The 19,920-nt window shown below is 68.8% G+C and carries 19 protein-coding genes and 1 riboswitch; of the genes, 14 read left to right on the top strand and 5 right to left on the bottom strand.

The features are described from left to right. Positions 1-52: 52 nt before the first annotated feature. From adhP to ribD, 4 genes are all read left to right on the top strand, one after another. Positions 53-1,075 (top strand): alcohol dehydrogenase AdhP, encoded by a 1,023-nt coding sequence (adhP, locus tag RBS60_RS04640; RefSeq protein ID WP_307956354.1) that lies wholly within the window; start codon positions 53-55, stop codon positions 1,073-1,075. 5 nt (positions 1,076-1,080) lie between these two features. Next, positions 1,081-1,497 (top strand): DUF779 domain-containing protein, encoded by a 417-nt coding sequence (locus RBS60_RS04635; protein WP_307956353.1) that lies wholly within the window; start codon positions 1,081-1,083, stop codon positions 1,495-1,497. 220 nt (positions 1,498-1,717) lie between these two features. Then, positions 1,718-2,422 carry a GTP cyclohydrolase II gene (gene ribA, locus RBS60_RS04630; protein ID WP_307956352.1) on the top strand — a complete coding sequence of 235 codons (705 nt, stop codon included), beginning with the start codon at positions 1,718-1,720 and terminating at the stop codon, positions 2,420-2,422. Continuing rightward, positions 2,419-2,910 (top strand): bifunctional diaminohydroxyphosphoribosylaminopyrimidine deaminase/5-amino-6-(5-phosphoribosylamino)uracil reductase RibD, encoded by a 492-nt coding sequence (gene ribD / locus RBS60_RS04625; RefSeq protein WP_374049215.1) that lies wholly within the window; start codon positions 2,419-2,421, stop codon positions 2,908-2,910. The genes ribA and ribD overlap by 4 nt, the downstream gene beginning before the upstream one ends. Before the next feature lie 28 nt (positions 2,911-2,938). Here ribD and RBS60_RS04620 read toward each other — a convergent pair whose 3' ends face one another. The 4 genes from RBS60_RS04620 to RBS60_RS04605 all read right to left on the bottom strand — a co-directional run bounded on the left by RBS60_RS04620 (position 2,939) and on the right by RBS60_RS04605 (position 7,180). Continuing rightward, positions 2,939-3,796: a VanW family protein gene (locus RBS60_RS04620; RefSeq protein WP_307956351.1), complete on the bottom strand. Its 858-nt coding sequence runs from the start codon at positions 3,794-3,796 to the stop codon at positions 2,939-2,941. A gap of 140 nt (positions 3,797-3,936) precedes the next feature. Then, positions 3,937-4,635 carry a hypothetical protein gene (locus tag RBS60_RS04615; protein WP_307956350.1) on the bottom strand — a complete coding sequence of 233 codons (699 nt, stop codon included), beginning with the start codon at positions 4,633-4,635 and terminating at the stop codon, positions 3,937-3,939. Between the two features lie 143 nt (positions 4,636-4,778). Further along, a complete protein-coding gene (locus tag RBS60_RS04610; protein WP_307956349.1) occupies positions 4,779-6,140 on the bottom strand; it encodes an MFS transporter in 1,362 nt (453 codons plus the stop codon). A 62-nt stretch (positions 6,141-6,202) separates the two neighbouring features. Next, positions 6,203-7,180: a LacI family DNA-binding transcriptional regulator gene (locus tag RBS60_RS04605; RefSeq protein ID WP_307956348.1), complete on the bottom strand. Its 978-nt coding sequence runs from the start codon at positions 7,178-7,180 to the stop codon at positions 6,203-6,205. A 221-nt stretch (positions 7,181-7,401) separates the two neighbouring features. Between RBS60_RS04605 and RBS60_RS04600 the strand changes: the two genes are divergently transcribed. Next, complete coding sequence (locus RBS60_RS04600) at positions 7,402-8,604, top strand: alkaline phosphatase family protein (protein ID WP_307956347.1); 1,203 nt, start codon at positions 7,402-7,404, stop codon at positions 8,602-8,604. Here RBS60_RS04600 and RBS60_RS04595 read toward each other — a convergent pair whose 3' ends face one another. Then, positions 8,605-9,501 (bottom strand): IclR family transcriptional regulator, encoded by an 897-nt coding sequence (locus RBS60_RS04595; RefSeq protein WP_307956346.1) that lies wholly within the window; start codon positions 9,499-9,501, stop codon positions 8,605-8,607. It abuts the gene before it with no gap. A gap of 167 nt (positions 9,502-9,668) precedes the next feature. On the opposite strand from RBS60_RS04595, the gene RBS60_RS04590 reads away from it, so the two are divergent. The 9 genes from RBS60_RS04590 to RBS60_RS04550 all read left to right on the top strand — a co-directional run bounded on the left by RBS60_RS04590 (position 9,669) and on the right by RBS60_RS04550 (position 19,899). After that, complete coding sequence (locus RBS60_RS04590; RefSeq protein WP_307956345.1) at positions 9,669-10,988, top strand: MFS transporter; 1,320 nt, start codon at positions 9,669-9,671, stop codon at positions 10,986-10,988. Further along, positions 10,985-12,235: a CaiB/BaiF CoA-transferase family protein gene (locus RBS60_RS04585; RefSeq protein ID WP_307956344.1), complete on the top strand. Its 1,251-nt coding sequence runs from the start codon at positions 10,985-10,987 to the stop codon at positions 12,233-12,235. Before RBS60_RS04590 ends, RBS60_RS04585 begins: the two co-directional genes overlap by 4 nt. Next, positions 12,232-13,017 (top strand): enoyl-CoA hydratase-related protein, encoded by a 786-nt coding sequence (locus RBS60_RS04580; RefSeq protein WP_307956343.1) that lies wholly within the window; start codon positions 12,232-12,234, stop codon positions 13,015-13,017. The genes RBS60_RS04585 and RBS60_RS04580 overlap by 4 nt, the downstream gene beginning before the upstream one ends. 148 nt (positions 13,018-13,165) lie before the next feature. Beyond that, positions 13,166-14,128, top strand: a complete 963-nt coding sequence (locus RBS60_RS04575; protein ID WP_307956342.1) for a shikimate dehydrogenase — start codon at positions 13,166-13,168, stop codon at positions 14,126-14,128. Continuing rightward, a complete protein-coding gene (locus tag RBS60_RS04570) occupies positions 14,128-15,978 on the top strand; it encodes a TIM barrel protein (RefSeq protein ID WP_307956341.1) in 1,851 nt (616 codons plus the stop codon). The genes RBS60_RS04575 and RBS60_RS04570 overlap by 1 nt, the downstream gene beginning before the upstream one ends. Positions 15,979-16,389: 411 nt before the next feature. After that, a riboswitch (SAM riboswitch) is annotated at positions 16,390-16,502 on the top strand. Positions 16,503-16,539: 37 nt separating this feature from the next. Continuing rightward, positions 16,540-17,025, top strand: coding sequence for a flavin reductase family protein (locus RBS60_RS04565; RefSeq protein ID WP_307956340.1), 486 nt, complete (start codon positions 16,540-16,542; stop codon positions 17,023-17,025). 94 nt (positions 17,026-17,119) lie between these two features. Continuing rightward, positions 17,120-18,133, top strand: coding sequence for an ABC transporter substrate-binding protein (locus tag RBS60_RS04560; protein WP_307956339.1), 1,014 nt, complete (start codon positions 17,120-17,122; stop codon positions 18,131-18,133). 3 nt (positions 18,134-18,136) lie between these two features. Beyond that, on the top strand, positions 18,137-19,009 hold the full coding sequence (locus RBS60_RS04555) for an ABC transporter ATP-binding protein (protein WP_307956338.1): 873 nt from the start codon (positions 18,137-18,139) through the stop codon (positions 19,007-19,009). Next, entirely contained in the window at positions 19,009-19,899 is an 891-nt protein-coding gene (locus tag RBS60_RS04550) for an ABC transporter permease (protein ID WP_307956337.1), read from the top strand. Before RBS60_RS04555 ends, RBS60_RS04550 begins: the two co-directional genes overlap by 1 nt. The last annotated feature ends 21 nt before the right edge of the window (positions 19,900-19,920 follow it).

The following is a 19,920-nucleotide window of genomic DNA, read 5'->3' as shown; positions in this document are numbered from 1 at the left end:
AACCGGCGGGGTTTCTCCGCTGACCCACCACACCATGCAAAGGAGCATGACCATGAGCAGCACCTTCAAGGCCGCCGTTGTCCACACCTTCGGGGACGAACTCACCGTCGACGAGCTCGAGATCCCCACGCCCGGCCCCGGCCAGGCGCTCGTGAAGCTCATCTCGAGCGGCGTCTGCCACACCGACCTCCACGCCGCGCAGGGCGACTGGCCCGTCAAGCCCAAGCTCCCGCTCGTCCCCGGGCACGAGGGCGTCGGCACCGTCGTCGCGCTCGGCGAGGGCGTGACGGACGTTGCCATCGGTGAGGTGATCGGCAACGCGTGGCTGTGGAGCACGTGCGGCACCTGCGAGTACTGCCGCACCGGGTGGGAGACCCTGTGCGAGTCGCAGCAGAACGGTGGCTACGGCGTGGACGGCTCGTTCGGCGAGTACATGCTCGTCGACACGAAGTTCGCGGCACGCGTCCCCGAGGGCGCGGACCCGTACGAGGTCGCGCCGGTCCTGTGCGCCGGCGTCACGGTCTACAAGGGCCTCAAGCAGACCGAGGTCCGCCCCGGCGAGTGGGTTGTCATCTCGGGCATCGGCGGCCTCGGGCACATCGCGGTGCAGTACGCCGTCGCGATGGGCATGCGCGTCGCGGCCGTCGACGTCGCGGACGAGAAGCTCGCGCTCGCGAAGAAGCACGGAGCCGAGGTGACCGTCAACGCGTTCGCCGAGGACCCGGCCGAGGCCATCCAGAAGGCAACGGGCGGCGCCCACGGCGTGCTCGTGACCGCTGTGCACCCGGCCGCGTTCGGCCAGGCCATCGGCATGACCCGCCGGGGCGGGACCATCGTGTTCAACGGCCTGCCCCCGGGCGACTTCCCGGCCCCGATCTTCGACATCGTGCTCAAGGGCCTGACGATCCGTGGCTCCATTGTCGGGACGCGCCAGGACCTCGAGGAAGCGCTCGACTTCTACGCGCGCGGCCTCATCCACCCGACGTTCCACACGCGCGATCTCGAGGAGATCAACCAGGTCTTCGACGAGATGCACCACGCCAAGATCGACGGCCGCGTGGTCATCAAGTACTGATCGCCATGGATGCCGAGCGTGCGGTTGCGCACAACGCAGCACTCGCGGCGAGGCCGGTGCGCCCGGGGGAGGACTTCTCCCGGGTCGCGCTGACCGAGCCGGCCTTGACGCTCCTCGACTCGCTGTGGGAGCGGCACGGACCCCTCATGTTCCACCAGTCCGGCGGGTGCTGCGACGGGTCGGCGCCCATGTGCTACCCCGCCGGCGAGCTCCTCACGGGCGATGCCGACGTCCAGCTCGGCGTCTTCGACCTCCCCGGACGCGGGGAGATCGGGTTCTGGATGTCGAAGGAGCAGTTCAACTACTGGTCCCACACCCATCTGACCGTGGATGTGGTGGTGGGCCGGGGGAGCGGCTTCTCCCTCGAGGCTCCGGAGGGGAAGCGGTTCCTCATCAGGAGCGAGATCCTGGACATCCCGTAGGGGCCGCGGGTTCTCCTGCTCGGATCAGTATGGCTCGGCGGCGTGTCGCATCGGCGACACGCCGCCGATGCTCGTCCGGCAGGGGTCGATGGGATCAGGAACTGACGCGCGTGACGCATTCCGGCTGGGCGGGGCGCTGTGTCGGGAATACCCCGGGGTGCTTGACGCTTCAATCAGAGAGTCCGTAATGTTGATTGAAGATTCAAGCATTGGAGATGCCATGACCGCCACCGCCCTGCGGGTCCCCGCCGCCGCCCCGGCGGCCATCCGCACCCAAGTCCGGGTGCCGCTGCAGTTCCCCGACGGATACCGGACCACAGCGGACGTCTTCACGTTCCGCGGTCTCGCCGATGGCAAGGAACACCTCCTGCTCGGCCTGGGCGACTGGCGCGCGGCCCTGACTAGAGCCGCCAACGGCTCGGATTCGGCGAACGCCGCCGCGCCGCTCGTCCGCCCGCACAGCGAATGCCTCACGGGAGACGTCTTCGGCTCCCAGCGCTGCGACTGCGGCCCCCAGCTGCGCGAGGCCGCCGAGCGCATCACTGACGCCGGCGGGTTCCTGCTCTACCTCCGCCAGGAGGGCCGGGGGATCGGCCTCTATGCGAAGCTCGATGCCTACGCGCTGCAGGACCAGGGCCTCGACACCTACGAGGCGAACACGGCCCTCGGCCACGGCGAGGACGAGCGCGACTACACCGCGGCCGCCCAGATGCTGCGCGCCGTCGGCGTCGAGAGCATCCGGCTCCTGAGCAACAACCCGGACAAGGCCGCCCAGCTCGAGGGCCTCGGCATCCGGGTCGCCGAGCGCATTCCCACGGGCGTGCACCTCTCCGAGGCCAACGTCCGCTACCTCACGGCCAAGCGGGACCACACGGCCCACAGCATCGACCTCGACGCAGCGCTCGCCATGGCGGTGAGCGCGTGACGGAGGTGCTGTCCGCCGCGGAGGCCGCGACCGGCGTCGTGCGCTATACCGAATCCGAGGCGATGAGCCGGGCGCTGCGGCTCGCCGCAACCCCGGGCGTGCCGCTGGGTCCGAATCCGCGCGTGGGCTGCGTGCTCCTCGCGCACGACGGCGAGGTGGTCGCCGAGGGCTTCCATCGCGGCGCCGGGACGGCCCACGCAGAGGCCGACGCCCTTTCCCGCGCCGGGGAGGCGGCCCGTGGCACGACGGCGATCGTGACCCTCGAGCCGTGCAACCACACCGGGCGCACCGGGCCGTGCGCCCAGGCACTCATCAAGGCCGGCGTGAGCCGCGTGGTCTACGCGCTCTCGGACCCGAATCCGCTGGCCCAGGGTGGGGCAGAGACGCTGCGCGCGGTGGGCATCGAGGTGGAGGGCGGCCTGCTCGAGGCCGAAGCCCGCGAGGTCAACCGGACGTGGCTCGGGGGGATCGCCGTCCAGGCGTCGTAGGACCTGCGGCTAGGGGTCAGTGCGCCGGTCAGCGCGCCTCCACGACGGCCCTAGTGGGGCGTTCGTCGAGGATGGGGAGCCGGACGAGATCCTCCGGGTAGCAGACCAAGGCGGTGTTGGTCGAGAGGTGCTGGCGCATCACCTCGAGGCCCGTCCGCTTGTCCCGCGCCGTCCGGTGGATGGAATTGTGGCGATAGACGCTGCCGTCGTGCCGGAAGAAACAGGAATCCTGTTCGTGGATGTGGTACTTCAGGGGGAGTGCCGACTCCGTGCGGAGCTCGCCGGAAAGGTAGTCGTCGCCGACTGACACGCGCAGCTGGAACGCCTGCGAGGTCGGATTCCGGAATCGGTAGTCCAGATAGTTGTACACAATCGACGTTCCTGTGCCGAACGGGATCTGGCGATTGAAATCCGGGAAGAGGTCAAGCCCGGAATGGTGGTGGTGCTCCACGATTTCCAAGGGCGTGTGCAGCACCATCCAGTGGATGAGGTTGGTGAATTGGCACATGCCGCCGCCGATCCCGCTCGCAGCCTGGTCATGGTCGATGGTCAGGCCTTCCCGGTAGCCTCGCCGGGCGCTCACCGGCCCGACGAGCTTCCAGAACGAGAAGACCTCTCCGGGGCGGATCAGCACGCCGTCGACTTTGGGTGCCGCGATGGACAGGCTCACCGCCTTGTTGTCCTGCAATTCGGGATTGACATTGCCCAGACGCCGCCGGATGAGGGAATTGTGCCGATAGACCACCACGGGAAGATCGGCCTGATCGCGGGTCTTCGCCAAGTGCAGGGAAGGCCGAAGGTCACTCACATTCCTCAGGAATCTGCCTTTGGCAACCGAAATCCGATACGTGATGGGGTGAATCTCGCCGAAGAGCCTGCGCGCCATGGGTCCACCTCGGAGCAGCGTTGATGATGGCCTCAGCATAGGGGCCGCGTCCGCGGTAGCAGCCGGCGACGCGCGTAGGCGCCGTCCGCCCGGGACTCCGAAGGTGGACTCCGAAGGCGGCCCCCTGCATCGGCAGCGCCTTAGCCGGTGTAGTGGCCGGCGGTCCAGTCCGTGGACATCGTCGTCTGGATCGCGGACAGTGTGGCCCGTCCGGCGCACAGCGCCGAGAAGGCGTCCTGCTCGGTCTGGTCCTTGTCGTTGTGCACGAAGGCGGACGTGGAGTGCTTCGCGGACGCGAAGATGTTCGGCTCGGGCCAGAGGTTCCGGATGTCGGACGCGCCCCCGTCGGCCAGGGGGACGAGGTGGTCGAGTTCGTAGTCGCCAACCTGTTCGGCGGGGATACCGTACGCGGCCATGATCTTCGTCTTCGCCTTGTCCGTGATCCCGGCCGGCGGGCGCACGCTTGTCGTGTAGCCGCCGCTGCGGCAGACCGTCTGGGGGAGGTTGGCTTGGGTCACCGCCGTGTCGATGGCGCCCGGCGTGCAGGACGGGTCCGGGAGCGGCTCGTGCGCATCGGTCCAGCGTACGTGGCACGTCCCCGCGGCGGGCATGGGCCCTTCGATCCCGCTCGCGTCCGTCCACCCGTGGCCCGCGGCCACGACTGGGCCCGAATCACCGGCCGACGACCGCACGCGGCCGGCCGTGGATGCCGACGATGGTGGGGCCGACGACGGTGAGGCCGACGACGATCGGCCGCCGCAGGCATCGAGGGCGACGAACAGGACGGCGGCAGCGGCGAGCCAGAGGACGGCAACGATCAGGCGCTTGGGACGATTCATAGCGCTCCACCGTAGGCATGCGGCGGGACCGAGAGCGGGAAGCTGACCTCCGTGTCGCACTTGGACCCCCGAACAGAACGGATCTGGCTCCTCAACGGGAGTGCCGTTGAGGAGCCAGATCCGTGTGCTTGAGGGAGCAGACCCTACTTCGAACCGCCCACCTTGTTTCCGAGCTCGTGGATCGGGGTCTTGTACGTCTCACGGGCCCAGATGGCGCCGATGAGGGCCAGGACCGTCGAGCCGGCCACGATCCAGGCCGCCGGGCCCCAGTTTGCGGCCACGCCGCCCACGAGGGCGGTGCCGATCAGCGGGGTGAAGCCGGCGCACAGGATGCCGATCTGCAGGCCGAACGCCATGCCCGAGTAGCGGACGCGGACGTTGAACAGCTCGGCGAACCAGGCCGGGTAGATCGCGTTGGACATCGCGTAGGTGCCCGCAGTGATGAGGGTCGAGACCACGAAGACGAGCGGGATGTTCGCCGTCGAAATCGCGGAGAAGTAGATGAAGATGAGGATGCCGGAGCCGATGATGCCCGCGATGAAGATCGGCTTGCGGCCGAACTTGTCGGCGAACCGTGCGCTGAGCGGCTGCGTCGCGATGGCGATGACGTTGCCGAGGATGCTCACCCACAGCATCGTCGGTGCCGGGATGCCCACGGAGACGGCGTACGCCAGGCCGAACGACTGCATGAACGTGTTCGTGACCGTCTCGAAGGACATGAGGGCAACCTGGACGAACTGCGCCGGGTGGGTCTTGAACATCTCGATGAAGGGGAGCTTCACGAGGTCGTGGTGCTGGGCCTTCTCCTCGAAGACGATGGGCTCCTCGAGCGTGCGGCGCACGAGGTACGCGACGATGAGGACAACGATCGAGGACCAGAACGGGATGCGCCAGCCCCAGGCGAACCTGTCGGCTTCGGACATGGCCGCGACGGGGAGGAACACGAGCGAGGCGAGCACGATGCCGGTGGAGATGCCGCTCATTGAGAACGAGGGGAAGAACGCGCGGCGCCCCACAGGGGACTCCTCCATCGTCAGCGCGGAGGCACCCGCGGTCTCGGCGCCGGCGGAGAGGCCCTGGAGCAGGCGGAGCACCACGAGCAGAACCGGCGCGAGGTAGCCGACCGCGCGGAAGTCCGGCAGTGCGCCGATGAGGAACGTCGAGGCGCCCATGAGCACGAGCGTCAGGACGAGCGTGTTCTTGCGGCCGATCCGGTCGCCGAGGTGGCCGAAGAAGATCGCGCCGAACGGCCGCGCGACGTAGGCGACGCCGAAGGTCGCGAAGGAGGAGATCTGCGCTACGACGGGGTCACCCGCCGGGAAGAAGATCTTCGAGAACACGAGCGACGCCGCCGTGGCGTACACGAAGAAGTCGTAGTACTCGAGGGCGCCGCCGAGGAACGCCGCGAGCGCGGCCTTCTTGGCGCGCCGGAGCCTGTTCGCCTGCTCGGCGGGTGTCGTGAGGTCCGTATCGGCAGTGGCTGGGTTGCCGGAGAGCTTCGTCATGGAGCTCGCCTTTCGTGTGTGGATCGGATGCGGGGGAGGAGGTGGGAAGCGCGTGTGGCGCGTCAGTCCAGCTGGGCCGGCGCTGGCCCGGTGCTGTTGCGCACCACGAGGTCGCCGGAGAGGTGCACGGTGCTCACGGGCCGGTCGGGGTCGCCGATCCGTTCCGTGAGCATGCGGAGGGCGACGGCGCCGCCCCGCTCGTACGGTGTGCTCACCGTGGTGAGGGTGGGCCGGGAGGCGGAGGCGAGCCAGATGTCGTCGAAGCCGATGACACTGATGTCCTTGCCCACGGTCATCCCACGGTCGATGAGCCGGTTCATGCACCCGAAGGCCATGAGGTCGTTGTGCGCGATCACTGCCGTGACAGGCTCGGCGAGGACGAGGTCCCCGCCGCGCACGCCGGCCGTGTAGGTGGGCTCGGCGTGGGTGAGCACGCGGAGGGTGACGCCGAGGTGATCGGCGGCCTCCTCCGCAGCCGCGAGTCGGACCCGCGACGAGTAGTTGTCCTCGCGGCTTGCGAGGTACCCGACGGCCCGGTGCCCGAGCGCCGCAAGGTGCTCGACCGCCTGGCGCGCGCCCTCGGGCGCCGAGAGGACCACCGAGGGGAGGCCCTCGGCAACGTGGTTGATGAGGACAACGGGGGCGACGGCGTCGAGTGCACGGAGGCGCTCGGCGTCGAGCCTCGGCGCGAACACCAGGGCGCCGTCCACCCGACCGATGATCCGCTCGAGCTCCTCGGCGTCCGCTTCGGGATCGTCCTCGCCGTCGATGACGAGGAGCGAGAGCGACTGCCGCTGGCAGGCCGCCTGGACGGCCTTGACGAGCGGCGGGTAGTAGGGGTTCGCGATGTCCGGGATGAACAGCGCGATGGTTCCGGTGGTCTCGGCCTTCGCAGGGACCGCGGTGTACCCCAGCTGCTCTGCGACGACGAGGACGCGCTCGCGGGTCTCGGCGTTGACTGAGTCGGGGCGCGTGAACGAGCGGGACACGGTGGACTTCGACACGCCGGCGGCCTGCGCGATGTCGGCGATCGTGGCCATGTGAACCTCCTCGTTCGGATCATTCCTGTGGTCGGCATCACAGCCCGACCACTCAAGATTGACATCGTTTCTGCAACACGTCAAGCCGTTGCAGAAACAGATTCTCCGAGAGTTAACCCTCAGGTCGGCGGCGGGTCGCGATTCTCCAAGGCTCCTTCCAAGGTGGGGCAGTACTTATAGGCGTGGTGCTCCGGGCCCGGGGCCAACCTGAGAGGAAGAACATGCGAAGCTTCAGCGTGCTTAACCGCCGCGCCGGCGCCGTCGTGGCGGCCGTGACCGCGGCCGTGGCGCTCACCGGCACCGTTGCGGTCGCCGCGACGGCGAGCCCGTCGGCCAGCAACGCCGGCTCGAACGCGGCCAGCGGCCCCGACCACGTCTTCGTGATCATGATGGAGAACCACGGTCGCGACCAGATCATCGGCAACACCGCCGACGCGCCCTACATCACCTCGCTGGCCGAGCGCTACAACACGGACTCGAACTACCACGGCGTGACCCACCCCAGCCTCACGAACTACCTGGCCGCCATCTCCGGTGACTTCCAGGGCATCTGGGACGACTGCAAGGCCGGGACCACGGTGAAGTGCGCCCCGGAGGAGTTCATCCCCGGCCCTGGAGAGGACCAGCTTGGCGCGTTCCTCACCCCGGCGCAGGTTGCCAGCTCCACGGCCACGCCGCACATGTTCTCGGGCCGCACCATCGTCGACCAGCTCGAGGAGAGCGGGAAGACGTGGAAGGCCTACATGGAGAACCTGCCGCAGGCCGGATCCAACGTCGAGTTCGCCCCGGTCGTCCAGGGGAAGACCGTCAAGCTGTACGCGCAGAAGCACAACCCGTTCATGTACTTCTCGGACATCGTGAACTCGCCGGAACGCCTGCAGAAGATCGTTCCGCTGGAGCACAACCTTGCCAACGACCTCAAGACGGGCAACGTCCCGGACTTCGTCTGGGTCAGCCCCAACCAGTGCCACGATATGCATGGCATCTCCCCGTCAAGCGCGGCGCTCATCGGTGAGCCGCAGTGCGGCTACCCGGCGTCGGGCCTCGACCACGGTGCCATCCAGATGGGTGACGCCTACGTCAAGCAGCAGGTCTCCCAGATCATGGACTCCGAGACCTGGAAGACCACCAAGTCGAGCATTGTGCTCGTCTGGGACGAGAACGACTACTCCGGTTCGTCCGGCGGCCCGGGCAGCCCGGTGGGCGTGAGCACCCCCGGCGGCACCACCCCGGCCGTCCTCGGCGGAGGCGACGCCCCGTTCATCGTGATCAACTCGGCCGAGGGTCCGCACAAGACCTCAGGCAAGCTGGCCGACCACTACACGATGCTCTCGACGATCGAGCACATGTGGCACCTCGGCTGCCTGGCGAACACTTGCTCGCCGACCACCTCCGGCACTTTCGAGGAGCTCTTCCGTCCCTGATCAAGGGGCATCGCCTTCTCCAGCCAAGAAGGGGACCCGCGCACGCCGTGCGCGGGTCCCCTTCTTCGTGTCCGCCTTCATGCCTACGGCCGCCTGTGCCGCGAATCCGGTCCCCGGCGCACCGGTGGCCGGGCTGTAACCCATCGCTAGGCTCGCCTCGAGCGCGGCGCGCGCGACGGCGGGGCCGAGCCGCTCGACGTCGGCCTCCGAGACGCGCTGGAGCGGGAACCCCACCCCGAGCACCGCCGCGAACTCGTCCGAGTAGTCGTAGACGGGTGCGCTGATGGAGCCCACGTCCGCATTGCGCTCGCCGAACGCCGCGAAGTACCCCTGCGAGCGCGCAACGTCGATCTGCCGGTCCAGCTCGTCCCAGCTGTCCGGAGTAGTGGCCGTGAACTTCGTGAGCTCGGCGCCGTCGAGCGCGGACCGAGCGCCAGGGTCGAACGCGAGGAAGACCTTGCCCGGCGCACCCGCGTGGATGGGCATCACCTGCCCCACATGGAACGGGCGCATGACGACGTGCCGGGTCTCCGCGACCGCCACCACGGTGCGGTGGGCGCCGTCGCGGATGTACAGGCACGCCGACTCGCCGGTCTCGTCGCGCAGCGCCTGGAGGATGGGCCGGACGGTCCGCACGATGTCGAGGCCGATCGTTCCCGGAGTGGCCCACCGCACGAGCTGGATCCCGACGCGGTACCTGTCGCCGTCCCGGTCGAGGAAGCCCTCCCGGACCATGTTCTGGACCAGCCGCTGGCAGGTGCTCGCGGGAAGGCCCGTGCTGCGGATGATCTGCTGGAGCGTGGGCTCGGGGTCCTCCACCGTGAAGCACGAGAGGATCGCCGCGACTTTCACGAGCACGAGCAGGGGCGCTGTCGCGGTGCCTGTCTCCCTTGCCATGGCTGGCCGTCCCTTCTCGAATCCGTCGACGCGAAGCGTTGACATCGTGCCTTCAAGAACCAGATTATGGGTGCGCAAACCACAATACGGGTTCTGAACGACCACGACGAGGGGGAACCTCCCCCGGCCTGGCCTCCGGCACCCGTCATCATGCCAATGGAGGACTGATGAGTGTTCAGGCAGTAACCCGAGAACAGGCCGTCCGCCGCGCAACCTACGCGAGCGTGGTCGGGACGACCATCGAGTGGTACGACTTCTTCCTCTACGGCACGGCAGCCGCCCTCGTCTTTCCGCAGCTCTTCTTCCCGGGACAGGACAACTTCGCCGGGGTCATCGCCGCCTTCGGAACCCAGTTCGTGGGGTTCGTGGCGCGCCCCGTCGGCGCCGCGATCTTCGGGCACTACGGCGACCGGATCGGGCGCAAGACGACGCTCATGGTCACTCTGTTCCTCATGGCCTTCGGCACGGTGCTGATCGGCGTCCTGCCGACGTACCAGGCCATCGGCGTCTGGGCGCCGATCCTCCTGACCGTGCTGCGCGTCATCCAGGGCGTCGGCGTTGGTGGCGAGTGGGGTGGCTCTGTGCTGATCGCCATGGAATGGGGCCAGCAGCACCGCCGCGGGCTCTCGGCCAGCTGGCCGCAGATGGGGGTGCCCCTCGGTCTCGTGCTCTCGACCGGCCTCGTCCGGCTCACCTCGGGCGTGACCGGGGCCGACTTCATCACCTACGGCTGGCGCATCCCGTTCCTTATCAGCATCGTCCTCGTCGGCGTCGGCCTGTTCGTGCGGATGCGCGTGGTCGAGAGCCCGGAGTTCGAGGCCGTGCGCAAGGCCGACAAGGTTGTCAATGTTCCGCTCATGGAGGCCTTCCGCCGCCAGCCCAAGGAGATCCTCCTCTCGGCCCTCGTGCGGGCCTCGGAGCAGGCGCCGTTCTACATCTTCATCACGTTCGTCATCACCTATGTGACCAAGCAGCTGAAGACGAGCAGCGATGCAATCCTCGTCGACACCCTCATAGCAGCCGGGCTCGGGCTCATCAGCATTCCGGTCTTCGGCATGCTTTCCGACCGCTTCGGGCGGAAACTCGTCTACGGCATCGGGATCGTGGCCACGGCACTCTACGCGTTCCCGTACTTCGGGCTGCTCAATACCCGCGACTCTCTGCTCATTGGCGTCGCGGTGGTGGTGAGCCTCATCTTCCACGACGTCCAGTACGGACCCCAGGCGGCACTCATCGCCGAGAGCTTCGACCCGGACATCCGGTACACGGGCGCCGGCATGGGCTACCAGCTCGCGAGCGTGATCGCGGGTGGGCCCGCGCCGCTCATCGCGGCCGCGCTGCTGCAGGGGACCGGAGGATCGGCGGCCATCTCCATCTACATCATCATCTGCGCGGCAGTCAGTATGGGCGCGCTGCTGCTCCTTCCGAACAGGAGCACGGCGGCCCCTGCGGCCGCGGCGTCCCAGAGCCAAGCGAAGCGCGCATGACGCTGCGCGGCTCGAGCCTTCGTCCAGACGCTGGGCAGCGGGCGCAGGGGGTCATCGCGGCTGGCCCCCTGCGCGACCTCACCGTCCTGGACTTGAGCCGTATCCTCTCCGGCCCCTTCGCGACCATGACCCTTGCGGACCTCGGCGCGGACGTCATCAAGATCGAGCGTCCCGGCGAGGGGGACGACACGAGGCAGTGGGGGCCGCCCTTCCAGGGTGACGAGGCGGCCTACTACCTGTCTGTGAATCGGAACAAGCGGAGCCTCGCGGTGGACTTCAGGTCCCCCGAAGGCATCGAAGCAGTGCGCCGGCTCGCGCGCGGGGCCGATGTGGTCGTCGAGAACTTCCGCCCCGGCACGGCCGAGCGCCTCGGGCTGGGCTACGAGCAGCTGTCCGCAGACAACCCGGGGCTCATCTACGCGTCCATCAGCGGGTACGGCCAGACCGGCCCGGAGGCGGGGCGCGCGGGCTACGATGCGATCGCCCAGGCGCGCAGTGGGATCATGAGCGTCACCGGGGAGCCGGGCGGGCCGCCCGTGCGCGTCGGTATCAGCGGATCGGACCTCATTGCAGGCACCTGGGCCGTGATCGGGATCCTCGCCGCCCTCCATGAGCGGGACCGCACGGGCCAGGGGCAGTGGGTGGACATCAGCCTCCTCGACGGCTCGGTCTCGTGGCTCACGTACGTGGCCAGCGGGTACTTCGCCAGCGGCGAGATCCCGAGGCGCTACGGCTCGGCGCACCCGACCATCGCGCCGTACCAGGCCTTCCCGACGGCGGACGGCTTCGTCATGATCGCCGTGGGCAACGACAGGCTGTGGCGGGCGTTTGCCGTTGCCCTCGGCAGACCGGATCTCGCGGCGGACGCGCGCTTCGCCACGAACCCGCTGCGGGTGGCCCACCGCGACGATCTCGTCCACCTCATCGAGGAGATCCTCAGCACCGCCACGACGCGGGCCTGGGTGGCCCGGCTCGAGGAGGCCGGCATTCCCGTGGGTCCCATCCAGACGGTCGACGAGGCGCTCTCGGACCCGCAGATCCTGGCGCGCGGCATGGTCGCAGAGGTCGAGCACCCGAGCGCCGGCCGGCTCAGGACCGTCGCCTGCCCCATCCGGCTCACGCGGACGCCCGCGTCGGTGCGGATGCCGCCGCCGCTGGTCGGCCAGCACAGCGACGAGGTTCTCACCGCATTGGGCTACAGCCGCTCGGATATTGAGCGGATGCATGCGGCCGGGGCCATCGGATGACGGATTCAGCCGTGGGGACGGCGGGATCGGTGACGATCGACGACGACGGCTCGCTCGCCGTCGTGACGTTCGGCACCGGGGAGCGCCTCAACGCCCTGCGGTCGCAGGAATGGGACGCGCTCGGACGGGCCGCGGGGGAGCTCGCCGACCGCGGCGACCTCCGCGCCGTCGTGTTCCGGGGGCGGGGCGGCGTGTTCTGCTCGGGCTCGGACCTGACTGAATGGGACGGTGCCGGTGTCGCCGCGTTCGACCGCAGCTTCTGGCAGCTCGAGCAGACGCTGCGGGCCATCGAGGATCTCCCGATGCCGACGCTGGCCGTGGTCGAGGGCGTGGCTGCGGGCGGCGGATGCCAGCTCGCCCTCGCGTGCGATCTGCAGCTCACCGCAGCCTCAGCACAGGTCGGCATGCCGGTCTCCAGACTCGGGATCCTCGTGCCGGCCTCCTTCGCGACGCGGATGTCGCTGCGCATCGGGCCCTCACGGACCAAGGACCTGCTCTACGGAGGGCGCCTGCTGCCCGCGGAGGAGGCGGAGCGCATCGGGCTCATGACCACGGTGGTCGAGGACGAACGGCTCGAGGAGGAACTCCAAGCGCTGCTCGCGGGCTGGGGTCGGTTCCCTCCCGCGTCGCTTCGGGCTGCGAAGTCCGCCGTCAATCGGGGCCTCGAGCCGCTCGTGGCGCCCGTGAGGGGCGAGCCGCCCGCGCCTGCCGCCGATCCGCTCGAGTTTCCGGGCCGCCTCGCGGCGTTCCTGCGGCGCCGGCGAGCCAGACCCAGCGCCTAGAGAGACGAGACAGGTGGGCGGGACGCCCCTCGGGAGTCCTGGAAGATGCGCTGATTGACTTTGTTGCTGCAACACGTCATCCTGTTTCTGCAACAAGTGTTCGCTGGGTCACACCCGGCGAGAGCAGCGCAGTGCGAGGAGACCCCCCATGAGCCAGACCACCGAGTCGTACTTGATCGGCCTGATCGGCGACGGTGTCATGCCGTCCCTCACGCCGCCCATGCACGAGCGGGAGGGCGCCGCGCACGGCCTCCTCTACCTGTACCGGCCCATCGACATCGCCGTCCTCGGCCTCGCACCCGAGAGCGTCGGCGACCTCGTTCGCGCCGCGCGGCACCTCGGCTACAACGGCCTGAACATCACGCACCCATGCAAGCAGCTCGTGATCGAGCACCTCGACGAGGTCGACGACGACGCCGCCCGCCTCGGCGCCGTCAACACCGTGGTCATCCGGCCCGACGGCCGAACCGTGGGCCACAACACCGACTGGTCCGGCTTCCTCTCCGCCTTCCGCTCCGGCCTGCCGGATGCGGCGCTCGGCCGCGTCGTCCAGCTCGGCGCCGGCGGCGCCGGGTCCGCGGTCGCTTACGCGCTGCTCACCGCCGGCGTCCAGCATCTGGTGATTGTCGACGTCGACCGCTCCCGCGCCGAGGCCCGTGTCGCCGAGCTCGCGGGGCTCTTCCCCGAGGCGTCCGTCGAGGCGGGCACGACGGCGGAGCTCGCCTCGCTGCTTCCGGCGGCCGACGGCGTCGTGCACTGCACCCCGGTGGGGATGGCAGCGCACCCGGGCACTCCATTCGACACGTCCCTGCTCGAGCCGCGCCACTGGGTCGCGGACATCGTGTACCGGCCGATCGAGACGCAGCTCGTGCGGGAGGCCCGCGCGGCTGGCTGCCGCGTGCTCGACGGCGGCCGCATGGCCGTGGGCCAGGCCGTCGACGCGTTCCGCATCTTTACGGGCCTCGAGCCGGACGCTGAGCGGATGCGGGCGCACTTCCTCGAGCTCGTCGAGGCGGAGGACGAGGCCGAGAGCAAGGCCGCGAACGAGGCCAAGAACGAGGCCGTGCGCGAGGCCGCGCGCGAGTCCGTGCGCGTGGCGGGCGCGGCCTGATGCGCACCGGAATCGCGACCGTCTGCCTCTCCGGGACGCTCGAGGAGAAGCTGCGGGCCGCCGCGAAGGCGGGCTTCGGCGGCGTCGAGATCTTCGAGACCGATCTCGTCACCTCGTCCCTGAGCCCCGAGGACGTACGGCGACTCGCCGCGGACCTCGGTCTCGGCCTCGACCTCTACCAGCCGTTCCGCGATTTCGACTCCGTGCCCGACGAGCTGTACCGGGCCAACCTCCGCCGCGCCGAGGCGAAGTTCCGCCTCATGGGCCGCCTCGGCATCGACACGATCCTCGTGTGCTCCAACGTGGGTACGGCAAGCATCGACGACGACGCCCTCCGCACCGAGCAGCTCCACGGCCTCGCCGAGCTGGCCGCCGGCCACGGCGTCAAAGTCGCGTACGAGGCGCTCGCGTGGGGCACGTACGTCAACGACTACGAGCACGCGTGGCGGCTCGTCGCCGACGCGGACCACCCGAACCTCGGCACGTGCCTCGACACGTTCCACATCCTCTCGCGCGGCTGGGACACCGAGCCCATCGAGAAGATCCCCGGCGAGAAGATCTTCTTCGTCCAGGTCGCCGACGCACCCAAGCTCTCCCTCGACGTCCTCTCCTGGAGCCGCCACTACCGCGTGTTCCCGGGGGAGGGGCAGTTCGACCTCCCCAAGTTCCTCGGCCATGTGGCGCGCACGGGCTACGACGGGCCGGTGTCCCTCGAGGTCTTCAACGACACGTTCCGGCAGGCCGACGTGGAGCGCACCGCCGTGGACGCGATGCGGTCCCTCATCTGGCTTGAGGAGCGGACCGCGCAGCTCGCGGGTGCAGCCGGGGAGGAGCGCTTCGCGATGCCCTTGCGCACGCTGCCGCGGGTGGCTCCGCCCACGGGGCTCAACTTCGCCGAGGTCAAGGCCGAGGATCCCGCCGCGCTCGAGCGGCTCCTGGCCCAGCTCGGCTTCTCCCCGCGCGGCGAGCACCGCACCAAGCCTGTGGCGCTGTGGACGCTCGGGGACGCGCGGATCGTGCTCAACCGCCAGGGTGCCGCGGGGGTGGCGCCCGGGATCTCGGCGCTTGGCTTTGACGTCGAGAACTCCGTCGCGGCCGCGGCGAGGGCCGTGCAGCTTAGGGCCATCCCCGTGCCGCGGCCCTCTCAGGCCGACGAGGAGATCCTCCAGGCCGTCAAGGCGCCCGACGGCACCGAGGTCTTCCTCTGCCAGGACACGGCGTGGGTGGAGGAGTTCGGCCCAGGCGAGGCGTCGCCCCCGGATGGGGCTTCCGTTCCCTCGCCTGCGGCCCGAATCGACCACATCAACCTGGGCCAGCCGTGGCAGCACTTCGACGAGGCCGTGCTGTTCTACTCATCCGTGCTCGCGCTCACGCCGGAGGCGTCGCAGGACGTCTCGAGCCCCGCCGGGCTCGTCCGCTCGCAGGTCATGCAGACTCGGGATCGGAGCGTCCGGCTGGCGCTGAACCTTGCGCCGTGGGTCCAGTCGGACTCGGTGCGCGGGACCCTGCAGGACACATTCCTCGAGCACATCGCGGTGGAGGTGCCGGACTTGACCGTCTACGCCGCGGCGTGCCGGGGGAGGGGGCTGCCGTTCCTTGCGATCCCCGAGAACTACTACGAGGACCTCGAGGCGCGGTTCGCGCTGGACCCCCGCCTCCTCGCCCGGCTCCGCGAGCTGGATCTGCTCTACGACCGTGACGACAAGGGCGAGTTCCTCCACTTCTACACGGCGGCTGTGGGGAGCGTGTTCTTCGAGGTGGTGCAGCGGATCGACGGCTACGACGGCTTCGGTGCTCCGAACGCGCCCGTTCGGCACGCTGCGCAGTTCGCCGCGCAGCAGGCTCGCTGAGCGGAGCGCGCGAGACTGGGCAGGCTAAACGAGCCGTTGGGCCATCTCGAGGGCGCGCGCTTCTGCTGTCCGAGGCCCGGAATGGCGAGGCTTGCCGACAGCCACGACGTTGCGGAGTTCCTTCCACGGGATCATTGAATCATCGCTAGCAATGCGGCATTCGCAAATCCGCTTCCGCACAATGATCGGTTCCTCTGGCCATCGGGAAATGGGCATCTGCTGCGCGATTCCAGTGACCTCGTGAGCTGAATACGGAATGAATCGACGCTGCAGGTGTCCCGTCATTGAGGGTCATCTGGTCTGGCGTCAATGTGACCTTCTGGGACGTGGCGTTGCCCCTCGCGACGCCGTGGGTCGTTGTTACGCAGGGGCATAGACGGGAACAGACGGCTCTCGTAGATTCGGCCTCAGGATCAAGAGTCCCGGCGCAAAGCTCTGGCTGGTCGGGCGGCAACCCTCTCCCGTAGTGGGGTGCCCCAGATGAGGATCCGGCCGCGGTGTTCCATCCGCGGCAAGTACGGCGTCCCGAATCGGGCGTCCGGGGGATTGCTGAGGACCACCATGACCGTCACCACTGTGCAGCACGCCGTCAGCGGGGCAGAGCTCCGCCGGACCATGGGGCACTGGGCCACGGGCATCGCCGTCATCACCACCTCGAGCGAGGGCACTCCGGCAGGGCTTGTGAGCAACTCGTTCGCATCCGTCAGTCTCGACCCGCCGCTCGTCTCGTGGGCTGTGGACCGGCGGTCGTCGTCCTTCGAGGTCTGGAACACCACCGACCATTTCGCAGTGCACCTCCTGTCCGAGTCGGACCGGGGCCTCGTGCAGCGTTTCGTGGCGAAGGGGCCGGAGAAGTTCGCGGGACTGGCTTGGGAACCCGGGGTCCTGGGCTCACCCATAGTGGCCAACGACGTCCCGCGCCTTGAGTGTCGCCTCTGGCAGCGAGTAGACGCGGGGGACCACGTGATCCTGATCGGCGAGGCCGTCAGCGTTTCCGAGCCGGAGAGCTTCCGCCCCCTCACCAACCACGCGTACTGGGCCAAGTAACCGGCCCAGCCTCTCTCTTCCCTTTTCGCGCGGGGATTCCTGCCGCGTGCCTATCACCCCTGCCTTTGTGCACCCAAAAACCCGAGGAAAACCCATGAAGAAGAAACTGACCTCCGTTGCCGCAGCCGCGGTCGCGGCCGCCCTCGCTATGTCCCTTTCCGCCTGCTCCGGCCCCGCCGCCGCCACGGACGGAGGGCAGGAGGCCACCGAATTGCGGTACCAGGGCTCCGCGAACAACGTCACCCTGCCCGAGATCGCCCAGGATCTTGGCTTCCTCGGCGACGTGAAGCTCACCTGGGTGGGGAACACGACGAGCGGCCCGCAGGACATCCAGTCCGCCGCGACTGGCCAGACGGATTTTGGCGGTGCGTTCACCGGTGCCGTGGTCAAGCTCGTCGAAGCCGGCGCGCCCGTGAAAGCGGTCGTGAACTACTACGGCGAGGATGAGAAGACCTTCAACGGCTTCTACGTCAAGGACGACAGCCCGATCCGCACCGCCCGCGATCTGATCGGCAAGAAGGTCGCTGTCAACACGCTCGGCGCGCACTCCGAGGCCGTCATCGACACCTGGCTGGAGAAGAACGGACTCTCGCCAGAGGAGTTCAAGCAGGTCCAGTTGGTGGTCCTTCCGCCGAATGACACGGAGGAAGCGGTCCGGCGCGGCCAGGTAGACGTCGGCGTGCTGGGCGGGGTCCTTCAGGACAACGCCATTGCGGGAGGCGGCCTGCGCTCTCTCCTCAGCGACTATGGGCTCTTCGGTTCCTTCGCGGGCGGACAGTACGTGTTCCGCAGCGACTTCGTCGCCAAGAACCCCGACACGGTGCGGGCGTTCACGACAGGCGTCGCCAAGGCCATCGAATGGGAGCGCACCACGCCGCGCGAAGAGGTGATCCAGCGATTCACCCAGATCATCGATAAGCGCAACCGCGGCGAGAGTACCAAGAACCTGAAGTACTTCAAGAGCGTCGGCGTCCCGAACGCCGGGATCATCACCGATGCGGACTTCACACGCTGGGACACCTGGCTCAACGAGACCGGGATCGTGAACGGCCACATCACGCCGTCCAAGTACTACACCAACGACTTCAACGCGCTCGCGAAAGGATGACCCATGACGCCGAAGATCAGCCTGCGTGACGTCAGCCAGCACTTCCCGGTCCGCGGCGGCGGGGCCCTGACCGTGCTGGACAGCCTCACCCTCGATGTCCGTGAGGGCGAGTTCCTCACCCTGGTCGGGCCGAGCGGCTCCGGCAAGACCACGCTCCTCGACCTGCTCGCCGGCCTCACCAGGCCCACCTCGGGTGAAGTGCTCGTGGACGGCAAGCCGGTGACGGGTCCGGGCCGCGACCGAGCCGTCGTCTTCCAGCAGTACGCGCTCTTCCCCTGGCGCACCGCATCCCAGAACGTTGCGATCGGGCTCGAGGGGACGGGGCTGGGCAGGCGCGAACGCGCCGAGAGGGCCAGCCACTACCTCGCCCTCGTCGGTCTCACCGGCTTCGAGGACCGCTACCCGCACGAGCTCTCGGGCGGCATGAAGCAGCGCGTCGCGATCGCCCGAAGCCTCGCGTTCGAACCCGACATCCTCCTCATGGACGAGCCCTTCGCCGCCCTCGATGCCCAGACCCGCGAGCAGCTCCAGGGCGAACTGCTCAGGATCTGGCAGGCCACGGGCAAGACCATCGTGTTCATCACCCATGGCATCGAGGAGGCGGTCTACCTCGGGCAGCGGGTCGCCGTGCTCAGCTCCCGCCCTGGGCGCCTCAAGGCCGTGGTGGACATCCACCTCTCGGCGTACGACGACGAGGCGGACATCCGCTCGCACCCCGCCTTCGTCGAGTATCGCCACCGCGTCTGGAACCTCCTCCACGACGAAGTCCGCCGCGCCCAGGAGGCTGGCCATCGGAAGATCCGTCCCGACGGCTCGGCTCCCGACGAGCCGGCCACGACCCCGCCGATCCCCGCACGCGAAAGGAGCCTCGTCTGATGTCAGCCCTAACGTCGCCAGCCCTGACGGCCAGTGCCCCCGCCGCGCCCGAACCCAGCACTGCCCCGGACACGCCGCCTGCCAACCGCCCAGTGGCTGCCCCAACGCTCAGGCGGGCCGTCGCCGTCGCCGTTTCCGGTATCTGGAAGTCCGTGGCGATCGTCGTGTTCCTGCTCCTATGGGAAGTGGGGCCGCTGTGGTTCGCCCCGCCCTCGACCCGCGTCTTCCTCCCACCCCTGCACGAAGTCCTCGCCGCGGCGTGGAAGCTCCTCGCCAACGGGGCGCTCGGGACGCACCTCGTCGCGAGCCTGACGCGCTCGGTCGCGGGATTCGGCGTCGCCGTCGTCCTCGGGATCACGGCTGGGCTGCTCATCGCCTGGTACCGCCCGGTGAGCACCTTCATCACGCCGCTGCTAGAAGTGTTCCGCAATACCGCAGCCCTCGCGCTCCTTCCGGTGGTCACTCTCTTGCTCGGGATCGGCGAGGAATCGAAGATCACGATCGTCGCGTACGCCGCCTTCTTCCCAGTGCTGCTCAACACCGTGGCCGGGGTTCGGACCGTGGACCCGCTGCTTGTGCGGGCCGCCCGCTCGCTTGGCCTCTCGCACCTCTCGCTGTTCCTCAAGGTCATCCTGCCCTCCGCGGTGCCAACGATCTTCACAGGCATCCGCATGGCCGGCACGGCATCGATCCTCGTGCTCATCGCGGCGGAGATGGTCGGGGCCAAGGCCGGGCTCGGGTACCTGATCGTCAACGCGCAGTCGAGCTTCCTCATCCCGGACATGTACGCGGGCATCCTCACTGTCTCGCTCCTCGGCCTCGCCGTGAACACGCTCCTCGTCGCGCTCGAGCGCCGCTTCTCGCGCTGGCGCGTCGAGGCCAACGCCTGACCCTGCTCTTCCCACTCTCGA

This window comes from Sinomonas sp. ASV486 (genome assembly GCF_030908215.1).
In the GTDB taxonomy this organism is placed as follows: Bacteria; Actinomycetota; Actinomycetes; order Actinomycetales; family Micrococcaceae; genus Sinomonas; species Sinomonas puerhi.
The sequence above is the reverse complement of the archived record's forward strand: the minus strand, read 5'-3'. Positions and strand labels throughout refer to the sequence as shown.

Bases quoted from the DNA above. Each gene is read 5' to 3' on its own strand.
- RBS60_RS04615 (WP_307956350.1), bottom strand. From the start codon at position 4,635: ATGAATCGTCCCAAGCGCCTGATCGTTGCCGTCCTCTGGCTCGCCGCT.
- RBS60_RS04585 (WP_307956344.1), top strand. From the start codon at position 10,985: ATGACGCTGCGCGGCTCGAGCCTTCGTCCAGACGCTGGGCAGCGGGCG.
- RBS60_RS04565 (WP_307956340.1), top strand. From the start codon at position 16,540: ATGACCGTCACCACTGTGCAGCACGCCGTCAGCGGGGCAGAGCTCCGC.
- RBS60_RS04605 (WP_307956348.1), bottom strand. From the start codon at position 7,180: ATGGCCACGATCGCCGACATCGCGCAGGCCGCCGGCGTGTCGAAGTCC.
- RBS60_RS04610 (WP_307956349.1), bottom strand. From the start codon at position 6,140: ATGACGAAGCTCTCCGGCAACCCAGCCACTGCCGATACGGACCTCACG.
- RBS60_RS04550 (WP_307956337.1), top strand. From the start codon at position 19,009: ATGTCAGCCCTAACGTCGCCAGCCCTGACGGCCAGTGCCCCCGCCGCG.
- RBS60_RS04570 (WP_307956341.1), top strand. From the start codon at position 14,128: ATGCGCACCGGAATCGCGACCGTCTGCCTCTCCGGGACGCTCGAGGAG.
- adhP (WP_307956354.1), top strand. From the start codon at position 53: ATGAGCAGCACCTTCAAGGCCGCCGTTGTCCACACCTTCGGGGACGAA.
- ribA (WP_307956352.1), top strand. From the start codon at position 1,718: ATGACCGCCACCGCCCTGCGGGTCCCCGCCGCCGCCCCGGCGGCCATC.
- RBS60_RS04595 (WP_307956346.1), bottom strand. From the start codon at position 9,501: ATGGCAAGGGAGACAGGCACCGCGACAGCGCCCCTGCTCGTGCTCGTG.
- RBS60_RS04580 (WP_307956343.1), top strand. From the start codon at position 12,232: ATGACGGATTCAGCCGTGGGGACGGCGGGATCGGTGACGATCGACGAC.
- RBS60_RS04560 (WP_307956339.1), top strand. From the start codon at position 17,120: ATGAAGAAGAAACTGACCTCCGTTGCCGCAGCCGCGGTCGCGGCCGCC.
- RBS60_RS04620 (WP_307956351.1), bottom strand. From the start codon at position 3,796: ATGGCGCGCAGGCTCTTCGGCGAGATTCACCCCATCACGTATCGGATT.
- RBS60_RS04575 (WP_307956342.1), top strand. From the start codon at position 13,166: ATGAGCCAGACCACCGAGTCGTACTTGATCGGCCTGATCGGCGACGGT.
- RBS60_RS04600 (WP_307956347.1), top strand. From the start codon at position 7,402: ATGCGAAGCTTCAGCGTGCTTAACCGCCGCGCCGGCGCCGTCGTGGCG.
- RBS60_RS04590 (WP_307956345.1), top strand. From the start codon at position 9,669: ATGAGTGTTCAGGCAGTAACCCGAGAACAGGCCGTCCGCCGCGCAACC.
- RBS60_RS04635 (WP_307956353.1), top strand. From the start codon at position 1,081: ATGGATGCCGAGCGTGCGGTTGCGCACAACGCAGCACTCGCGGCGAGG.
- RBS60_RS04555 (WP_307956338.1), top strand. From the start codon at position 18,137: ATGACGCCGAAGATCAGCCTGCGTGACGTCAGCCAGCACTTCCCGGTC.